The following is a 16614-nucleotide window of genomic DNA, read 5'->3' on the forward strand; positions in this document are numbered from 1 at the left end:
GCGCGTAAAACGCGCGGACCCGTCAGTGCAGGGGACCGCCGTAACTCGCCCGGTTCTCGGCCTCCGCTTCCTCGCGCAGCGCGGTGATCGCGAGGTTGAGCCGGTCGGCCAACTCGCCGTGGCCGTACCCGGTCATCACCCCGGGATGCAGGGTCAGCTTCAGCAGCCGGCCGTCGGAATTGGCCACGGCGTAGATGTCGCCCAGGTCGACGCTGTAGGTGACGGCCTCGGCCTGCGCCACCAGGGCTTCCCACTTGTCGGCCGCCTCGCTCAGTTCGCGAAGAACCGATTCGACGAGATCCTTGTCGCTGAGATTCGCGCGACTGCCCGAATCCGACACCTGCACAGTATCGCGAGCCCTCCGACCAGCGTCAATTCATACGACGGGTTGCCGGCTCAACCACCGGAGGCCGGCGCGGCCAGAGTGCGGTACCAGGCCAGGTGGTAGTTCGCGGACACCGGGTCGCCGCTGGCGATGCCTTCGGTGGCGGCCATCAACAGGCACTTGAGCAGGAGCGCCGGGTTGACGTTCGGATACTGCACCAGCAGCTGATAGCGGGCCGTGTCCAGGTGCACCCGCAAGACGTCGACCTCCTGGTCGACGATGACCGCGCCCGCGGCCGCCGCGTCGGCCAGCCGCGGCACGATCTTGGGCAGGTCGGCGCGCCCGCGGATGGCCCGGCTGATGGCTGTCGCCAAGTCGTCGATGGGGGGCAGTTCTCGCGGCTGCGACGACGACTGCGTGGCCGCGAAGTCCGCCGAGCGGCGCAGCGTATCACCGGGTGTGTAGGTGACGCGGCGTACCGTCTCGCCGATCAGCGCGACCACGTCGCCGCTGCGCCGCTCGGGTTCCAGCAACCGCACGCCCGCCGGCAGGGCGATGCCCGACGGTATCCATCCGTGGGCGAGATCGGTCACCAGGATCGTCGTCCCGTCGGCGCGATCGCCGATCGCCCAATTCAGCCGCGGCTCTTGCCGGACCACGAATTCCAGCAGCCGGTTCAAGCGGTTGTTGTCGAATGCCGTTGTGGCCGCGGGCTTTTCGACGCGGGGCTGGGCGGTATCGGTGTCGGCGACGGCGGGCCGGCCTTCGGTCGCCGGCTCGTCGCCGTCCGCCGGCGCGTGGTGCCGGCCGCTGTCCGCGGGCTCCTCGGCCGGCTCCGGTGGGGCAACGACCGGCGGCTCGGGACCGGCTCGTCTCGCCTGACGACCGGGATGACCTGGGTCTGCTCCAGGTCGGCCGCCTCGGCGGGTGCGGCGATGTCCGGTTCGACGCGCTCGGCGACCGGTTCGGGCACCGGCGCGTGGTGACGACCGCGGGTGGTGGGTTCGCCGAGCGGCTCCGGGACTTCGGCGGCCGGCGCTTCCGGGGCCGGCGCCTCCGGGACTTCCGGGGCCGGCGCCTCCGGGACTTCGGCGGCCGGCGCTTCCGGGGCCGGCGTCTCCGGGACCGAAGCGTCCGCGGCCGCCGCGTCGTCGCGAATGGCCGGAAGCACCCGGGTCTCCTCGAGTTGCGCCGGCTCGTCCTCGGCCGCCCGCCGCCGGGTCGGTCGCGGGCGCGCTTCGGGCGTCTGCTGCGCTGGCGGGCCGGCGGTGTGCTCGGCGTCGCCGACCGCGGGCAGCACCTGCGTCCTTTCCAAGTCCGCGCCGGGAGCATCGAGGGTCGGCCGCGGTGGAGCCGGCGGCCGGGCGCCGCTTTGCACCGCATGCAGGTAGCGGATCGTCGATTCGACCCGTCGCACCGCACGCGTGCGGGCCTGCTCGATGACTCGCGCCTCGGCAGCCTGCCGGGCGGTGTCGGTCATACCCGCGCGCTTGAGCTTGCGCAATTCATCGTTGGCGCCGTCGGCAATTCGCTGCAGGTCGGCCTTGAGATACTCTGCGAGCGTGGCGGTTTCGGGCGTGACCGTCGACAATTCGGCAGGCCACAGCCCGCCTGTCACCCACGGGGTGCAGTCGACGGGAGAGCTGAAGGCCGGAATCGACAGTGATTCCCGGGTAGCTCTCCGGAGGCGCTGACGCGCCGTCATCCGACCGAAGATCGCCACCGGCTAAGCCTAGCGGCAGCCGCCCGGCGAGTTGTGCAGTCAGTGAATTGTGCGGCCGTCAAGGCCTGGGTAGCGTGGGGACATGGCTGATTCTGCATTGCAGCAGCAACTCGACGAGGTGCGCACGCTGCTCGCCCGAGCGCGAGAGTTGTTCGGCCCCAATCCGGTAGAGCCGCCGACCGGTATCGCTCCCGATCCCAGCGCGGCCAAGCCGTGGCTGCGCTAACCGAACACCTCGGCTGAGACCGGTCCGAGCCGTCTACTTGGCGTGCGTGCGGCGGCGCAACTTGTGCGCCAGCAACTTTTCGATGGCCGCATCGAGGTCGCGCGGGGTCGGAACTTCCGCCGACGGTGTGTGCCCGGCGGCGACGATCTCGTCGCGGATTTCCAGCAACGCCTTGAGACAGGACACGTCGGCGGTCAGCAGAATGCCTTGTGCCAGCGTCTCGGCGTCGGTTTCCATCGCCTCTTCGCTCAGCGCGACGCTGTGCATGTAGCCGCCGCGGCACGAGCGGACCAGGATGTGTCCGCTCGGGTGAACAGTGTCGAAAGCAGGATTCGCGTCCGTCATCGACCGCGGTCGACGATGCTGCCGAACTTGTCTGCCGCCTCCTGCTCGTGCTGCTCCCACATCGCCGCCGAGACCGTCAGTTGGTCGGCCAGGTCGGCGTGGTCAGCAGCTTGCTGCTCGTAACACTGGCGCCGCAGCTCGAGAAGTTCGCGGCCGGCGTCGCGCAGTTCACTAAAAATCGGCCCGAGCGAATCCAGGCTCTCCTGGATGGCGGCGTGCGACGACGGGACGGTGCGCAGGTACTCCGAGGTGTCTTGGTGATGCGCAGCGGCCTGACGCAGGTGCGCGGGCACTACATGGATCGAATCTGCCATCCGCTGTCTCCTGTTGAGGACCGCCGGTCCTGCCGGCGAGTTCATTTTTCTCAGGTGGTCGACGAGCTCGCCGGCCGGGTCGGTGTCGGTGGGTCGGGCTTAGCCGGCGCGGTCACGCTCGCGGCCGCCGCCGGCGGGTGCTCCCAGCCTAGGAAGCTCGGCCCGCTCACGGTGGCGATGTGTTGAATTTGCCCGTCCAGAAGCGCTTTGCCGGGGCCGAGCGCCAGGGCGTGGCGATCGGTGAACATGCCGATGTCGCCGGGACTCACCCGCACAACGTCGACAGGGTTGGCCACCGCCGTCCCGGGTGCGGGGAGGGTCATTCCCTGTTGTTGGAAGGCTTCCGCGATCGGGGTTCCGCCGACGGCGGCCTTGATCGCCGCCGCCAGCTGTGGGCTGGCCGCGGTCACCGTTTCGCCGTCGGGCAGCGTCACCGATGTCGGCCCGGCGGGCGGCTCGTCGGCTGACGCGTTCTCGTCGTCGGCCTGTTCTGCCGAACCGTCGGCGGGCGAATCGTGTTGCTGGCCTTGGTCTTCCGGTAGGTCTTCGTCTCCCAGGTCCTGCAGCGCCGGATCGCTGGCGTCGCCGGCCTGCAGCCCCGAAAGCGGAAGCCCGCCGGGCGTCTCCCAGCCCGACATCGATGCCGGTGTCGCGCCGAGCCCCGGAAGCGAGCCACCGCCGAAACTCGGCAACGCGGGCGCCATCGCAGGCGGTGGTGCCGGTGGAATGGTGTTGCCGCCCAATGGATCCAGGGCGGCCGCGGGATCGATCGGCGATCCGTCGTCGTCGGCCAACAGCGAATCCAGCAGCGGATCCCACTCGTCGTCGAGGTCCTCGTCCGGCTGATCACTCGTGCCCGCCGCGGCAGCATCGGCAGCGGCGCCGGCAGACGACGCGTGATCGCCGGGTCGATCACTCTTGGCCGCGTCGTACAGCGACGTCCACGCGGCCATCAGCGCCGACTTCGAGGTGTCGTCCAGGCTGGCGTTCAGCACCACCGCCCGGATATCTCGCAGCTTGCCGATGAGGAACCGTTGGAAATCGCGCGCTCCCGCCGGGGTGTCCAGGTCCGACCTGGTCCGGACGGCCGCCTCGGTTTCCTGCTGCAACTTGGTGAGCGCTTCTCTGCCGTCAACCGCCTTCAGGTGTGCGTTGAGGATGGCCGTCACCACTTGCATGTCCAGCTGCGAGCTCACTGAATTCTGCTGCGCCAGAGCGGCTTCCGCGCTGGCGATGGCATCGGCCGCCGCGCCCGACTCCCGGTCCGGAGCAGGCCCGGCATCGGCGGGTGGGCGTGTGACGCCCGTCGGTGCGGCCCCGAACACCTCCGCGTGCTGCCGGCGGATCTTGGCCATGATGGCCTGCAGCTGTTCGGGGCGGGTGCTCGAGGTGATCACCGCCGACACTTCGGCCGGCGCCAATCCCGTTTGCCAGGCGTTCGGGTCGCCGGTGCGGTCCCGGACGTCCTTGACCGCGGCCAACAGGTCGTCGTAGGCCGACATCAGCCCGCCCGGAAGCGCTGCAGCCCCTGACGCGACCCCTCCATGCCCGGCGACAGTACTCAGGAGTGTTGCTGCCGACAATTCACTGCGCTCCCACGGTGTGGACTAATTTTGCTCACCTGTTGCCGGCGCTGTACTGCGCCCGAAGATTCTCCAACACAACCCTTTTCGCCCGGCCGAGTTCCTGAGCCTCGGTGACCACCGATGCGATCTCGTGCTGCTTGGCGAGCAGAAACTTGTGGAACTCCCGCGCGCCCAGCGGCGTATCGACGGCCAGATCCGCTTGATGCGCCACGGCGCGGTCGATCTGCTCGGCGATGGCGTCCAGCCGCCGGGCGCTCTCCTGCGCCGCCGCGTGAGCACTGGCGAGCACCTCGGCGAGCACACGGTCGGCTTCCGACGCCGCGCCGTGCTGATCGGCCAGCGCCGATCGCCGCGCCTCGACGGCCTCTAACGAGAATCCGGGTTGTTCCGGCATCGGCTCACCCTTTTCGTCGTGCCCGCTGGGCCGGGCGATGTTGGCAGGTCATATCGGTCGGCGTATCGCAACGTTGTTGCCCAGCCGGCTGATTCGCACCGACGCGCCCGAGTAGGGCGCCTCGACGACGAGGTTGTTGCCGATCGCGAGCTGCACGTGGCCGGCGTGGGGAAACACCAGATCACCCGGCCGCACCTGCGACCGCGGCACCGGGATGCCCTCGTTGATCTGTTGATAGGTGGTGCGGTCCAAATGAATTCCGGCCTGCGCGTAGCTCCACTGCACCAGGCCGGAGCAGTCGAACTGGTCAGGACCGGTGGCCCCCCACACGTATGGGCGGCCGAGCCGTGACAACGCGGCCCGCACCGCGAGCGCCGCGCGGTCGCTGCCCGGCCCGCGCAGGCCGGCCAGCCCGACACCGTGCCGCAGCCGGTACCGCAGGGCCAGCAGCCGGGCACGGTGGTGTCGGGCTCGCGCTGCCGCCGACACCACGTGGGCATGTTGGGTCCGCAGGCGCAGCACCCGGCGCCGCATCGCCTCGCGCTGAGCCAACGGCGTCGTCGGGTTCGCGGCGGCATCGGCGCGGCCGGCATCGAGCACGGCGCCGGTCAGCTCGCGAGCCTGCGCCCGGTCTCGGTGCGCGCCGGCCAGCAGGTCGGTCACCGCGGCGTCCGTGTCCGACGTCGACGCCAGGCGTTGCCGGCTGTGCTGCACCGCGAGCCGGTAGCCGCCGTGCGCGAATCCGTCGCTCAGCCGGGCCGCTCGCCCCAACAGGTCGCGGTAGTGCCCACTTCCGGTGTCCAGGGATGCGGGCCGCGTGCCGCCGGCGAAAAGTTGATGAGCACGGCTCAACGCCTCGAGTTCGCTGTGGCTCACGACCCCTCCTCGTCGTCGCCCTGGCTCGCCTCATTCCGGCTCGCCGACTCGACCGCGTCGGTGAAGGCGCGCACCCGGGGGAGGGCGCTCGGCGAGATGACCCCCCGGTTCCGGATGTCCCACATCTCGTCGACATCCACCCCGACCAGGGCAGCGATGATGGTCTCCGGCAGTGACGACTGGGCGCAGGCCCGGTCGAAGCGCGCGCTGAGGCTGGTGGGCATCCGCTTCAGCAGGGCCACCCGCGTCGCCTCCAGGGCCTGCAGGTGTTCCATCAGCCGCCCGGTCGAGTCGGCGCCGGCGTTCACCGCCACCCGCCATGAGCTGGCGGCGAGCAGCTCCGCCTTCACGCACTGAGCGATCACAGACAGAATATACGTCTCATATTCGTTTGATGTTGTCGCCGGCAATCGATCGATGACCGATTTGAGGGCATCCAGCTGTGCTTCGGCGTAGCCCTCCAGCACTTCGGTGTCACTGTGACGAGCGACCACCACCGGTCCGGTGCGTCGCGCCGGCATCTCGGCCGCCGGCTGAGCGGCCATCAGGCGGGCCAGCTCGGCCTCCGGGTCGGCGGCCACCAACAGCCGCGAATACGTGCCCGGCGGCAGCCCGAGCCCGTTTTCGATCTTCTGAACTGTGCTTTTGTGGGGTTTACGGGCGCCGCGCTCCAGGTAGCTCAGGCCCATGATGCTGACACCGGTCGCGGCGGCAAGGTCGGCCAGCGACCAATCCCGCGATTCTCTCAACGCGCGGATCGCTGCGCCGGCCGATTCACGGCTCACCGCACGCTCCGGCCATAGGCCGGATATTACACAGCTGAGGTCCCGAACCTCTGTGTATACGTTTTTGTCACGTTTCTCTTGCGCTGCTGCCGTTGGTGATATACGCTTTTGCCTACGTTTCACGCTCGACAAGGAGACCGACATGGGACACCCGTGCGCAGCCAACCCGGAACTTTGGTTCGGCTACCCCGACGACGACGGCGGTGACGGCGCGGCCAAGGCCCGCGCGTACGAGCGGTCGGCCACCGAGGCGCGCATCCAGTGCCTGCGCCGGTGCCCGCTGGCCCAACAGCGGCGCTGCGCCCAGCACGCCGTCGCGCATCGTGAGGAGTACGGCGTCTGGGCCGGGGTGAAGCTGCCGGGCGGCCAGTACCGCAAGCGTGAGCAGCTGGCACACGCCCATGAGGTGCTGCGGCGCATCGCATCCGGCGAGATCAACTCCCGGCAACTGCCGGAGAATGCGGCGCTGCTGGCGCGGCACGAACACGAGACCGTCGCCGCACCCGCAGTCGTGCTGCATCTGCCGCTGGCCAAGGTCGGGCCCCGTTCGGCCGCCTGACATTTCGCCGCAGTCCCGGGCCGCAGTTTGCTGACCGGGTCAACGGGGTAGTCCGGGTCGGCAAGACCAGTCTGTCGACCTAGAGGCGCATCCATGACGTTCGACCTGACCCCGACGGCAGCGCAACACGACCTGGCCCGGCGCACGCACGAGTTCGCCGAATCCGTAATACGCCCAGTGGCCCTCGAGTACGACCAGCGCCAGGAGTTCCCGTGGCCGGTGCTGGAGGAGGCGGCCCGGCGCGGCTTCTACAGCCCGCTGTTTTATCGCGATCTGATCGGTGATCCGACCGGCATCTCGCTGCCGATGTTCATGGAGGAGCTGTTTTGGGGCTGCGCCGGGATCGGCTTGGCGATCGTCATGCCGGCGCTGGCGCTGTCGGCGATCGGCCAGGCCGCATCCCCGGAGCAGATGCTCGAATGGGCGCCCGAATGTTTCGGCACCCCAGGGGATCTCAAGCTGGCGGCCCTGGCCATCTCCGAGCCGGAAGGCGGCAGCGACGTGCGGAACCTGCGCACCCGTGCCCGCCGCGACGGCGACGATTGGATCATCGACGGTCACAAGATGTGGATCGGCAACGGCGGCATCGCCAATGTGCACGTTGTCAACGCGGTGGTCGACGAGGAGCTCGGCCACCGCGGTCAGGCGCTGTTCGTGGTGCCCGGGGGCACCCCGGGGCTCAAAATGGTGCGCAAGCTCGACAAGCTGGGCTGCCGCGCCTCCCACACCGCCGAATTGCTGTTCGAGGGTGTGCGCGTTCCGGCCGCCAATCTGCTGGGCGGACAGGAGAAGCTCGAGCACAAGCTGGCCAAAGCCCGAGAGGTCGTGGCGGGTGGAAAGCGTTCCGGCTCAGCAACATTGGGCACCTTCGAACAAACCCGTCCGATGGTGGCCGCACAGGCCATCGGGATCGCCCGGGCGGCACTGGAATACGCGACCAGCTATGCCACCGAGCGTGAGGCGTTCGGGGCGCCCATCATCGACAACCAGGGCGTCGCCTTCCCGTTGGCGGAATTGGCCACCCAGATCGACGCGGCTCGACTGCTCACCTGGCGGGCGTCCTGGATGGCGGCCAACAACGTGCCCTTCGAGCGGGGAGAGGGGTCGATGTCGAAGATGGCCGCCAGCGAGGTCGCGGTCAAAGCGACCGAGCGCGCCGTCCAAACCCTGGGTGGGTGGGGATACATCACCGATCATCCGGTCGAGAAGTGGTATCGGGATGCCAAGCTGTACACCATCTTTGAAGGCACCAGCGAGATCCAGCGGATGGTCGTCTCCAACGCGCTGGGGGCCGCCGTCGGAACGCCGCCGCTGCACGTGGTGCTCGAGCCGTCCGGGGGAGCGCTGAACCGGGTGTTCGGGCGCGGCACCCCGCTGCGATCCCGGGCCGCCGAAGCCGCCCTGTCGATGCAGGATCGCATCCCCGAACCCGTCATGCGGCTGGCCATGAAGGTGCTGCGGCCGCCGGGTAGGTAAGCACGATGAGCAACCTTGAAGCCGCGCCGGCAGAAGTCGCCTGCGCCGCTTCGCAGGATCGCGACGCCTCGCCGGCCGTGCAGATCCTGCGTCCGCGCGAAGTCCCCCTGGGCGGGCCGAGGGCGCTGCGGGTGCAACGCACGCTGCCGCAACGCGAGCGTTCGCTGATCGGGGCATGGTGCTTCATCGATCACTACGGATCGGCCCACACCCGGATGGACGCGCCGCCGCACCCGCACACGGGACTACAGACGGTGAGTTGGTTGTTCAGTGGGGAAGTGGAACACCGCGACAGCGCCGGCGTACACGCGGCCGTTCGGCCCGGCGAGCTGAACCTGATGACCGCGGGCGCCGGTATCTGCCATTCCGAAGTGTCGGTGGGCTCGGAGGCTTTGCACGGCGTCCAGCTGTGGGTGGCGCTGCCCGACTCCGATCGCGACACCGCGCGGGACTTCGCGCATCATGCGCCCGCGCCGATCTCACTACCCGGCGCGCAGGCGCGGGTGTTTCTCGGCGAGCTGCGCGGAAGCCGTTCTCCGGTAAGGACTTTCACGCCGCTGGTCGGCGCCCAGATCGATCTCGGCGCCGGCGCCCAGCTGGTCCTCGACCTCGACCCCGACTTTGAACACGGGCTGCTCTGCGATGCGGGCGCGGTTCATGTCGACGAGAAGCCCCTGTCCGTCGCCGAATTGGCATACCTGGGGCCGGGGCGCGCCGCGGTGCAGCTGCGCAACGCCGGGGATACGCCCGGGCGGGTGCTATTGCTCGGCGGCACACCGTTTTCCGAGCAGTTGGTGATGTGGTGGAACTTCGTCGGGCGAAGCCACGAGGACATCGTCGGTTACCGCCGATTGTGGGAGGACGGCGACGAGCGGTTCGGCGCGGTGCGGGGATACCGTGGTGCGCTGAGCCGGCTGCCCGCCCCGCCGTTGCCGACCGCTCGGCTGCGGCCCCGACCGATGCCGGAAAGAAAGGGAAGCACAAATGACAACCGATAAGACCGGAGCACAAACCACGGTCAGCCTTCAGGACGGCAAGTACACCATCGCCGTTGAAGGTAAACCCGTGGGACTGGCCGATTTCAAGGACCGCGGTGACCAGCGCGTCTTCTACCACACCGAAATCGATCCGGCGTACGGCGGACGCGGCCTGGCGACCATTCTGGTCGAGGAGGCGCTGAACGAGGCCCGGAATGAGGGCAAGCGCATTGTTCCGGTGTGCTCGATGATCGGCACCGTGCTCAAGAAGCATCCGGAATTCGACGACATCACCGATCCCGTCACTCCCGAGATCACCCAGTGGGTGCATTCGTAGCTGGCGCAGATCGAGCCGACGCGACTTGTCGGAGCCCGTTGTCATGATGTTGTCATGTCCTCGAGCGTGCTGGCAGCTGAGGTGGAGGTGCGTCCTTACGATCGGTTGGCGGTGCTGTTTGACGAGTTGGCGGAGTTGACCGGGCAGCGTAATGCGATTGATGGGCGCATCGTGGAGATCGTCGCGCAGATCGAGCGCGAGCAGCTGTGGGGTCGCACCGGGGCGCGGTCTCTTGGCGCGCTGGTGGCCTGGAAGACGGGCGCGTCTTCGGCCAATGCCGAGACGATCGCGACCGTGGCCCGGCGGCTGGACTCGTTTCCCCGCTGCGCGGCCGGTCTGCGGGAGGGCCGGTTGTCGCTGGACCAGCTCGGAGTCATCGCGCAGCATGCCGGGGAGGGATCCGATGAGCATTACGCGCAGCTGGCCGCGGTGGCCACGGTCAACCAGCTGCGCACCGCGGTCAAGCTGGAACCACGGCCCCAACCCGAGGCCACGCCGGCACCGCAGCCCGGCCTCACCAAGACCTCCGACGAGGAGCTCAGCTGCTGGCGGATCACGCTCGACCGCCTCGATGCGGCCACATTCGACGCCGCCCTGGCCGCGCACCGCGAAGCGCTGATCGCCGAATGGAAACGCGACCACAACCACCGGGCCGGCGAGTCGGTGCCGCCGTTGCCGGGCACGCTCGAGGCGTTTATCCGCCTGATCGAAACCGGCTGGGACGCCGAGGCGCACCGCCGCCCCCACGGCCACCACACCACCGTGGTGGTCCACCTCGACGCCGCCCAACGCATCGCCGGCCTGCATTTGGGCCCGCTGCTGTCCGACGCCGAGCGCCGCTATCTGACCTGTGATGCCACCTGCGAGGTGTGGGTCGAACGCGACGGCCAACCCATCGGTGCGGGCCGCTCAACCCGGGTGATCAACCGGCGGCTACGCCGCGCCCTCGAACACCGCCACCGCGGCTGCGCGATCCCCGGCTGTGGCGCCACCCGCGGCCTGCACGCCCACCACCTGCGGCACTGGGAAGACGGCGGCCCCACCGAACTGGACAACCTGGTCCTGGTCTGCGCCTATCACCACCGCGCCCACCACCGCGGCGAGATCACCATCACCGGCCCCGCCGACACCCTCCTCGTCACCGACAGCTCCGGGCGCCACCTGAAACCAGGATCACTGGCCCGCAAACCGACCAGACCCCCACCCGCCGTCCCACCTTGCCCCGGACCCCTCGGCCAACGCGCCGACTGGTGGTGGTACGACCCCTTCCAACCCCAACCACCACCCACAACCAACTAGCCGGGTGGGGCTCAATTACGCGGTGTGACAACGTGTTTCGCGATCTGTTGCTCCCGCGGACCAACGAGCCGACCAGGCCGTGGAACGTTTGAACGGCCCCGGGGATGGTTCGACACTGCAGTTGAGCGGGTGTTCGGCTGCCCAGTTTCGACCGGTTATGCGATGCCTTCTCTGACCATCTGCTCGGCGCAACGCCACGTGTGCTCGAGAAGCATCCGAACTCGAGGACTTCAGAGATCCGGCCACGCCGGAAGTTCCGCAGTGGCTGCGTTGGCAGCCTGGTGCGCGGCGGTTAGGTACAGCCGCATAATGAATCCTCTTTCCACCGCCAGCCCCTGGTCGCCGTTCGGCAGCCGCTTCACTCCTGTGGATGGGCCGAAGTACTTTGTTGCAAGGGCCTTTGCGAGATCAATGAGTTGCTCACACGAATGCTCCGCGTGGGCCGCGGTGAAGAATTGCTCGATGCGGCTCAAGTTGCTTCGGATCCATGCGATGGTCTCGTCCGGCGATACCGCATTCGTGTCATCATCCGAACTGGCCCCTGTCATTAATCAGCTCCCAACTGACAACCGGGCAGTCAAAGTCAATGAAGCTTTGCTCGTCGGACTTCCGGATGTCGTCGAATCGGCGAGGCGATATCGAGCGTCTAAATACAGGAAGTCGAAGTACGTAAAAGCCACCGTAGCAAGCTCTGCATTATCGGCCGCGGACTCTCCTGGTCTAGGATTTGCCGCTAGTCGGTTTCCTCCGGTTTGGGCCATCCCCATTTTTTGAATGAATTGGAGCGTCGTAGATCGGCAAGTTCGTCGCAGACGCGCGCAGCGTTCGATTCATCGGTAAATAGCCGCTCGACCCGGCTCAAGTTTGCGCTCAACCAGCTCGCCTCGTCGATCGCGGGGCCAGCACCGACATCCTCGCCGGCTTCCAGGTATTGACGAATAAGGGAAAGTGCATACGAATCGTCGGACACACCTTGTGACGGCGCCGCAGCAAAGTAGATGAGCCCGCGATCATTAATGATCTGCCACCCGATCTCATGGTTGCGTCCAGCAGAGTGGTGTACGAGTCGGGCCTGATCAGGATGCCCGGCGTGTCGTAGCCGAACGAATGAAGGTCATCGCGTGATTCTTCGAGGGACCGTCCAAAGTCACTCGAGCAAAGGAATCAACGCGATGACCACTGCCCACGATATCGACTGGCCACAGCTGTTGAGCGAACGACTCACTGCCACCCACCCCGATGTCCTGCGCGAACTGCTGGCGACGTTCATCCACACGCTGATGGGTGCAGAGGCCGACGCGCAGTGCGGTGCGGAATATGGCCAACGCAGCGCCGAACGCACTAACCAGCGCAATGGTTATCGCCATCGCCAATTCGACACTCGCGCAGGTTCATTGGATCTTGCGATCCCCAAGCTGCGGCACGGCTCGTATTTTCCGGACTGGCTGCTGGAACGCCGCAAGCGCGCCGAGCGGGCGCTGACCACGGTGGTGGCCACCTGCTATCTGCTCGGGGTGTCGACACGGCGGATGGACAAGCTCGTCGAGACGTTGGGCATCACGTCGTTGTCGAAGTCGCAGGTCTCGGTGATGGCCAAGGAACTCGACACCGCCGTGGACGCGTTTCGCACCCGCCCGCTGGATGCTGGCCCGTACACGTTCGTGGCCGCCGACGCCCTGGTCCTCAAGGTCCGCGAAGCAGGCCGGGTGGTCAACGTGCACGCGTTGATCGCGGTCGGTGTTAACGCCGAGGGCTACCGCGAAATCTTGGGCGTCGACGTCACCACCGCCGAAGACGGCGCCGGCTGGTTGACGTTCTTGCGGTCGCTGACCGCCCGCGGTCTGTCCGGCGTCCGGCTGGTCACCTCCGACGCTCACCCCGGGCTGCTGGCCGCCATCGGGGCGACGCTGCCCGGGGCGTCCTGGCAGCGCTGCCGAACGCACTACGCGACAAACCTGATGGCCGTGACCCCGAAGTCGTCGTGGCCGTGGGTGCGCACCTTGCTGCACTCGGTTTACGACCAGCCTGACGCTGATTCGGTTGCCGCTCAATATGATCGGATCGTCGATGCGCTTGCCGACAAGCTACCCAAGGTCGCCGACCACCTGGAGAACGCCCGTGCGGACCTGCTGGCGTTCACCGCGTTCCCCAAGCAGATCTGGCGCCAAATCTGGTCCAACAATCCCCTATCCGTTAACCGGCTCTCCGGGGACACGGTTCGGGCTGCAGCGTGAGGTTCACGCACAAGCGCTGAGCACGGATGGATGCTGTCTGCATCTCGGTGGGGGAAGGCGGAGCGGCGATGCGGGTACTCAAGAGCGACAGCGGATATGTCCTGGAGGGCGACTGGGACGGGCAGGACGCGGTGAACGCGTTTCTCAACCATTTGGCGGGACGGGGGTTCAGCGCGGCCACGGTGCGGGCCTACGCATTCGACGTCGCCAATTTGAGCCGGTTCCTCGTCCAGCAAGCGGTCGGGCTCGCCGCGGTCGATGCGCCGTTGGTGTTCGACTGGATCGACTGGCAAGGCGTCCGCCGAACGGACCAGCCCACCGGCGGTCACCGCTCGTCGACCCCGCCGGCAGCTTCGACGGTGAACCGCCGGGTCGCGGCAGTGCGCGCGTTATTCGAGTATCTGGTGATGACCGGTGTCTGCACCGACAATCCGGTGCCGTCGCCGCGGCGGGGACAGGGGCTGCGCCAGTCGCAGCGGGGGTTGCTCGGTCATCTGGGTCCCGGGCGTGCACGCAGTGGCGGTAGGTTGGTGCGTCAGCCGCAGCGTCTTCCGGAATCGTTGTCCACCAACGATGTCGACGCGTTCCTGGCGACACTGGCAACGCACCGGGACCGGGCGATGGTGCTGGTGATGCTACTCGGAGGGCTGCGTTCGGCCGAGGCGCGTGGCCTGCTGCTCGCCGACGTCGATATGGGCCGGCGCCGGCTTCGGGTGATCGGCAAGGGCGGCAAGGAACGTCATGTCCCGGTCGATGCGGCGTTCTTCACCGAGCTCGCCGCCTACCTGCGATGGGAGCGGCCGCCGGGGTTGGCGACGCCGCAGTGCTTCGTAGTGCTGCGCGGCCCGACGACCGGTGCACCGGTCAGCGAGGCCGGGCTGCGCAGCCTGTTCCGTCGGCACCGGGAGACCTCTGGCGCCACAAGAGTCCGCCCGCACCGTTTACGGCATACCTACGGCACCGAATTGTCGGCGGCCGGAATCGATCTGCTGGCGTTGCGGGCGTTGATGGGGCATGTCTCGCCGGAGACCACGGCCCGCTACGTGCATTTGTCGATCGAGCAGCTCGCCGCCGAATACGGTGCTGCTCGTGCGACGTTGGCCGGAGCCCGGCAGTGACCACGGTGTTGGTCGGCCAACCCGTAGGCGCCGACGAGGTGGTGGCGGATTATCTCGACCACGTCGCCACCCTGGGTTTGAGCGGGCGGGCGGTACGCGACCGGATTCGGATCGCTCGCGACTTCACCGCACGCCACCGCGACCTGCACGCCTGGATGACGCTGCCGGCAGCCGAGCGGATCGCCGAGATACGGGACACCGGGGCGTGGCCGCTGATCTGTCACACGATCGGCACCGGCCGGTTACGGCTGGACGTCGAGCTGGCCGCGGTCAAACAGTTGACCGGGCTGGGCCGCGCAGTGGAGGACCGGGATCCGAGCGGATTCGCCGCGTTGCGGAATGCGGGAATTCGGTTGGGCTGGAGGAGTTCCTGGGTCGAGACGGTCCTCGGCGAATGTCTGGCGGTAGTGCTGGCACACCACGGCGGAATGGTCGCCGACCTGACCGGCGACGCGCTCGACGACTTCGACGCCGCGCTGTCACGTACCGTGGTGCCGCCATCGTCGCGGCGGGCATACAGGGGGCGGCTGGCCAGCCTGCGGCAGCTGTTGTTCGAGACCGCGGTCATCGACACCGCGCCGAAACGCCGGCGGTGGGCCCGTAGCCTCGAGCAGCGCTTCACCGAGGTGGAGATGCCCGACCCGATCCGTCAGACGTTGCTGCGCTACATCGGCGTGCGCGCGGCGGTGCTGCGGCCCAAATCGGTCGAGTCGCTGATCAACGACCTGCTGCCCTTCGCCGAATACCTCACCGCTCACCATCCCGACGTCATCAGCCTGCGTGAACTCGACCGGAGCTGCATCGAGGGCTACCTGAAATGGAATCGCACCCGGGGCTGGCGTGGTCAGCGCGCCGCCGCGGGCGCCGGGCGCACCGTCTCGGCCGCGGTGGCCCAGTCGGCAGTGCTCAGTCTGCGCAACCTGCTCGACGACATCACCGCCTGGGGCTGGGCGCAGGCCCCACCACGGCGGTTGGTATTCGCCGCCGACGTCCCCAAACTCGACCAGCCGTTGCCACGCGCGCTAGCACCCGATGTGGACGCGGCAGTGATGAACGCCGTTGCCCACCTGCAGGATCCGTTCGCCCGCATCGGCCTGACCGTGCTGCGTGGTGCCGGCCTGCGGGCGGGGGAACTGCTCGACCTCGAACTGGGCAGCATCATCGACTACGGACCGGCCGGAACCTGGCTGAAGGTGCCACTGGGCAAGCTCGCCACCGAACGCATGGTCCCGCTCTCCGCCGCGACCCTCGCCGCGCTCGACGAGTGGGTCGCCCTCCGCGGCACGCACCGGCCGCTGCCGCACCCACGCACCGGCGTGCTCACCGACTTTCTGTTCACCCGGCACGGACGCCGCCTGGGCTACACCCGGCTGCGCAACGGGCTGCTCACCGCCGCTGAATCCGCCGGGTTGCACCGTCCCGACGGCGGCGTCCTGATGGTCACTCCACATCAGTTGCGCCACACCTGGGCCACCGAACTCGCCAACGCCGGGATGAGTCTGCAGGCCTTGATGTCCTTACTCGGGCACGTCACTCCACAAATGACGATCCGCTACGCCACCCTGGCCTCGCCCACCCTGCGCGCGGCCTACGACGAAGCGATGGGCAAGATGCGCCGCCAGTTCACCCTCACCCCGGTCGGCAAACCGATCCTGCCCGACAAGGTCGGCTGGCTGCACAGTGAAATGCTGAAAACCCGCGTTGCACACGGATACTGCGCTCGCCACGAATCCGCGGGCGCGTGCCCTTATGCCAACATCTGCGAAACCTGCGACAACTACGTCACCGCCCCCGAATTCCGCGACACGCTCACCGACCAACTCGCCGACGTCCAGGCCCTCAGAACCGACGCCGAGTGCCGCGGCTGGACCGACGAAGCCGCCCGCCACGACCGCGTCGCCACGCCCTTACCGACCACCTCCAGCGCCTCGATCGATGAACATCCCACCCGACGGGTTGACCCGCCCCCGAGGCCGGATAATGGAGCGATTGAACAAGGAAATCAAACGCCGCACCGACGTCGTCGGCGTGTTCCCCAAC

18 protein-coding genes and 2 pseudogenes are annotated in these 16614 nt (G+C 68.0%); 9 read left to right on the top strand and 11 right to left on the bottom strand.

Features of this window, described 5'->3' with window-relative positions; all coding sequences use genetic code 11:
- Nucleotides 1–22 precede the first annotated feature (22 nt).
- The 3 genes from NF20_RS22185 to NF20_RS28535 are packed head-to-tail and all read right to left on the bottom strand — an operon-like array spanning nt 23 to nt 1916.
- Nucleotides 23–346, bottom strand: a complete 324-nt coding sequence (locus NF20_RS22185) for a DUF2710 family protein (protein ID WP_003874759.1) — start codon at nt 344–346, stop codon at nt 23–25.
- A 50-nt stretch (nt 347–396) separates the two neighbouring features.
- Complete coding sequence (locus NF20_RS28530; RefSeq protein ID WP_009974206.1) at nt 397–1005, bottom strand: DUF5631 domain-containing protein; 609 nt, start codon at nt 1003–1005, stop codon at nt 397–399.
- A complete protein-coding gene (locus NF20_RS28535; RefSeq protein ID WP_416332332.1) occupies nt 1002–1916 on the bottom strand; it encodes a hypothetical protein in 915 nt (304 codons plus the stop codon). Before NF20_RS28535 ends, NF20_RS28530 begins: the two co-directional genes overlap by 4 nt.
- Nucleotides 1917–2130: 214 nt before the next feature.
- Here NF20_RS28535 and NF20_RS27795 point away from each other — a divergent pair, with 214 nt between their 5' ends.
- Nucleotides 2131–2274 (top strand): hypothetical protein, encoded by a 144-nt coding sequence (locus tag NF20_RS27795; protein WP_011723308.1) that lies wholly within the window; start codon nt 2131–2133, stop codon nt 2272–2274.
- Between the two features lie 33 nt (nt 2275–2307).
- Here the strand turns inward: NF20_RS27795 and NF20_RS22195 are convergent, their stop codons facing one another.
- The 6 genes from NF20_RS22195 to NF20_RS22220 all read right to left on the bottom strand — a co-directional run bounded on the left by NF20_RS22195 (nt 2308) and on the right by NF20_RS22220 (nt 6574).
- Nucleotides 2308–2619 (bottom strand): DUF2694 family protein, encoded by a 312-nt coding sequence (locus tag NF20_RS22195; RefSeq protein ID WP_009974204.1) that lies wholly within the window; start codon nt 2617–2619, stop codon nt 2308–2310.
- Nucleotides 2616–2933: an ESX-1 secretion-associated protein gene (locus NF20_RS22200; protein WP_003874762.1), complete on the bottom strand. Its 318-nt coding sequence runs from the start codon at nt 2931–2933 to the stop codon at nt 2616–2618. The genes NF20_RS22195 and NF20_RS22200 overlap by 4 nt, the downstream gene beginning before the upstream one ends.
- A 50-nt stretch (nt 2934–2983) precedes the next feature.
- Nucleotides 2984–4435, bottom strand: coding sequence for a DUF4226 domain-containing protein (locus NF20_RS22205; protein ID WP_033711891.1), 1452 nt, complete (start codon nt 4433–4435; stop codon nt 2984–2986).
- 115 nt (nt 4436–4550) lie between these two features.
- Nucleotides 4551–4913 carry a DUF4226 domain-containing protein gene (locus tag NF20_RS22210; protein WP_023868805.1) on the bottom strand — a complete coding sequence of 121 codons (363 nt, stop codon included), beginning with the start codon at nt 4911–4913 and terminating at the stop codon, nt 4551–4553.
- A gap of 48 nt (nt 4914–4961) precedes the next feature.
- On the bottom strand, nt 4962–5789 hold the full coding sequence (locus tag NF20_RS22215) for a C40 family peptidase (RefSeq protein ID WP_033711893.1): 828 nt from the start codon (nt 5787–5789) through the stop codon (nt 4962–4964).
- The gene (locus NF20_RS22220) at nt 5786–6574 is read right to left on the bottom strand and encodes a helix-turn-helix domain-containing protein (protein ID WP_033711899.1); all 789 of its coding nucleotides are present in this window, start codon (nt 6572–6574) and stop codon (nt 5786–5788) included. The genes NF20_RS22215 and NF20_RS22220 overlap by 4 nt, the downstream gene beginning before the upstream one ends.
- Before the next feature lie 142 nt (nt 6575–6716).
- On the opposite strand from NF20_RS22220, the gene NF20_RS22225 reads away from it, so the two are divergent.
- From NF20_RS22225 to NF20_RS22245, 5 genes are all read left to right on the top strand, one after another.
- Complete coding sequence (locus tag NF20_RS22225) at nt 6717–7133, top strand: WhiB family transcriptional regulator (protein ID WP_009974199.1); 417 nt, start codon at nt 6717–6719, stop codon at nt 7131–7133.
- Between the two features lie 93 nt (nt 7134–7226).
- Nucleotides 7227–8609 carry an acyl-CoA dehydrogenase family protein gene (locus NF20_RS22230; protein ID WP_033711900.1) on the top strand — a complete coding sequence of 461 codons (1383 nt, stop codon included), beginning with the start codon at nt 7227–7229 and terminating at the stop codon, nt 8607–8609.
- 5 nt (nt 8610–8614) lie between these two features.
- Nucleotides 8615–9607, top strand: coding sequence for a pirin family protein (locus NF20_RS22235; protein ID WP_033711903.1), 993 nt, complete (start codon nt 8615–8617; stop codon nt 9605–9607).
- On the top strand, nt 9594–9923 hold the full coding sequence (locus NF20_RS22240) for a GNAT family N-acetyltransferase (RefSeq protein WP_011723301.1): 330 nt from the start codon (nt 9594–9596) through the stop codon (nt 9921–9923). The genes NF20_RS22235 and NF20_RS22240 overlap by 14 nt, the downstream gene beginning before the upstream one ends.
- 54 nt (nt 9924–9977) lie before the next feature.
- Complete coding sequence (locus tag NF20_RS22245) at nt 9978–11222, top strand: HNH endonuclease signature motif containing protein (RefSeq protein WP_033711905.1); 1245 nt, start codon at nt 9978–9980, stop codon at nt 11220–11222.
- Between the two features lie 230 nt (nt 11223–11452).
- Here the strand turns inward: NF20_RS22245 and NF20_RS28540 are convergent, their stop codons facing one another.
- Together NF20_RS28540 and NF20_RS26865 are read right to left on the bottom strand one after the other, a co-directional pair.
- Complete coding sequence (locus NF20_RS28540; RefSeq protein ID WP_225520587.1) at nt 11453–11770, bottom strand: hypothetical protein; 318 nt, start codon at nt 11768–11770, stop codon at nt 11453–11455.
- Between the two features lie 185 nt (nt 11771–11955).
- Nucleotides 11956–12192 (bottom strand): hypothetical protein, encoded by a 237-nt coding sequence (locus NF20_RS26865; RefSeq protein ID WP_225520586.1) that lies wholly within the window; start codon nt 12190–12192, stop codon nt 11956–11958.
- A 202-nt stretch (nt 12193–12394) separates the two neighbouring features.
- Between NF20_RS26865 and NF20_RS22255 the strand changes: the two are divergent.
- The 3 genes and pseudogenes from NF20_RS22255 to NF20_RS22265 form a co-directional block, all read left to right on the top strand.
- Nucleotides 12395–13408 (top strand): annotated as a pseudogene (locus NF20_RS22255) (IS256 family transposase); the annotation flags it as partial.
- Nucleotides 13409–13524: 116 nt separating this feature from the next.
- Entirely contained in the window at nt 13525–14574 is a 1050-nt protein-coding gene (locus NF20_RS22260) for a tyrosine-type recombinase/integrase (protein WP_007172498.1), read from the top strand.
- Nucleotides 14571–16513, top strand: a pseudogene (locus NF20_RS22265) (tyrosine-type recombinase/integrase). Before NF20_RS22260 ends, NF20_RS22265 begins: the two are co-directional and overlap by 4 nt.
- The last annotated feature ends 101 nt before the right edge of the window (nt 16514–16614 follow it).

Source organism: Mycobacterium sp. MAC_080597_8934 (assembly GCF_000523975.1).
In the GTDB taxonomy this organism is placed as follows: Bacteria; Actinomycetota; Actinomycetes; order Mycobacteriales; family Mycobacteriaceae; genus Mycobacterium; species Mycobacterium avium.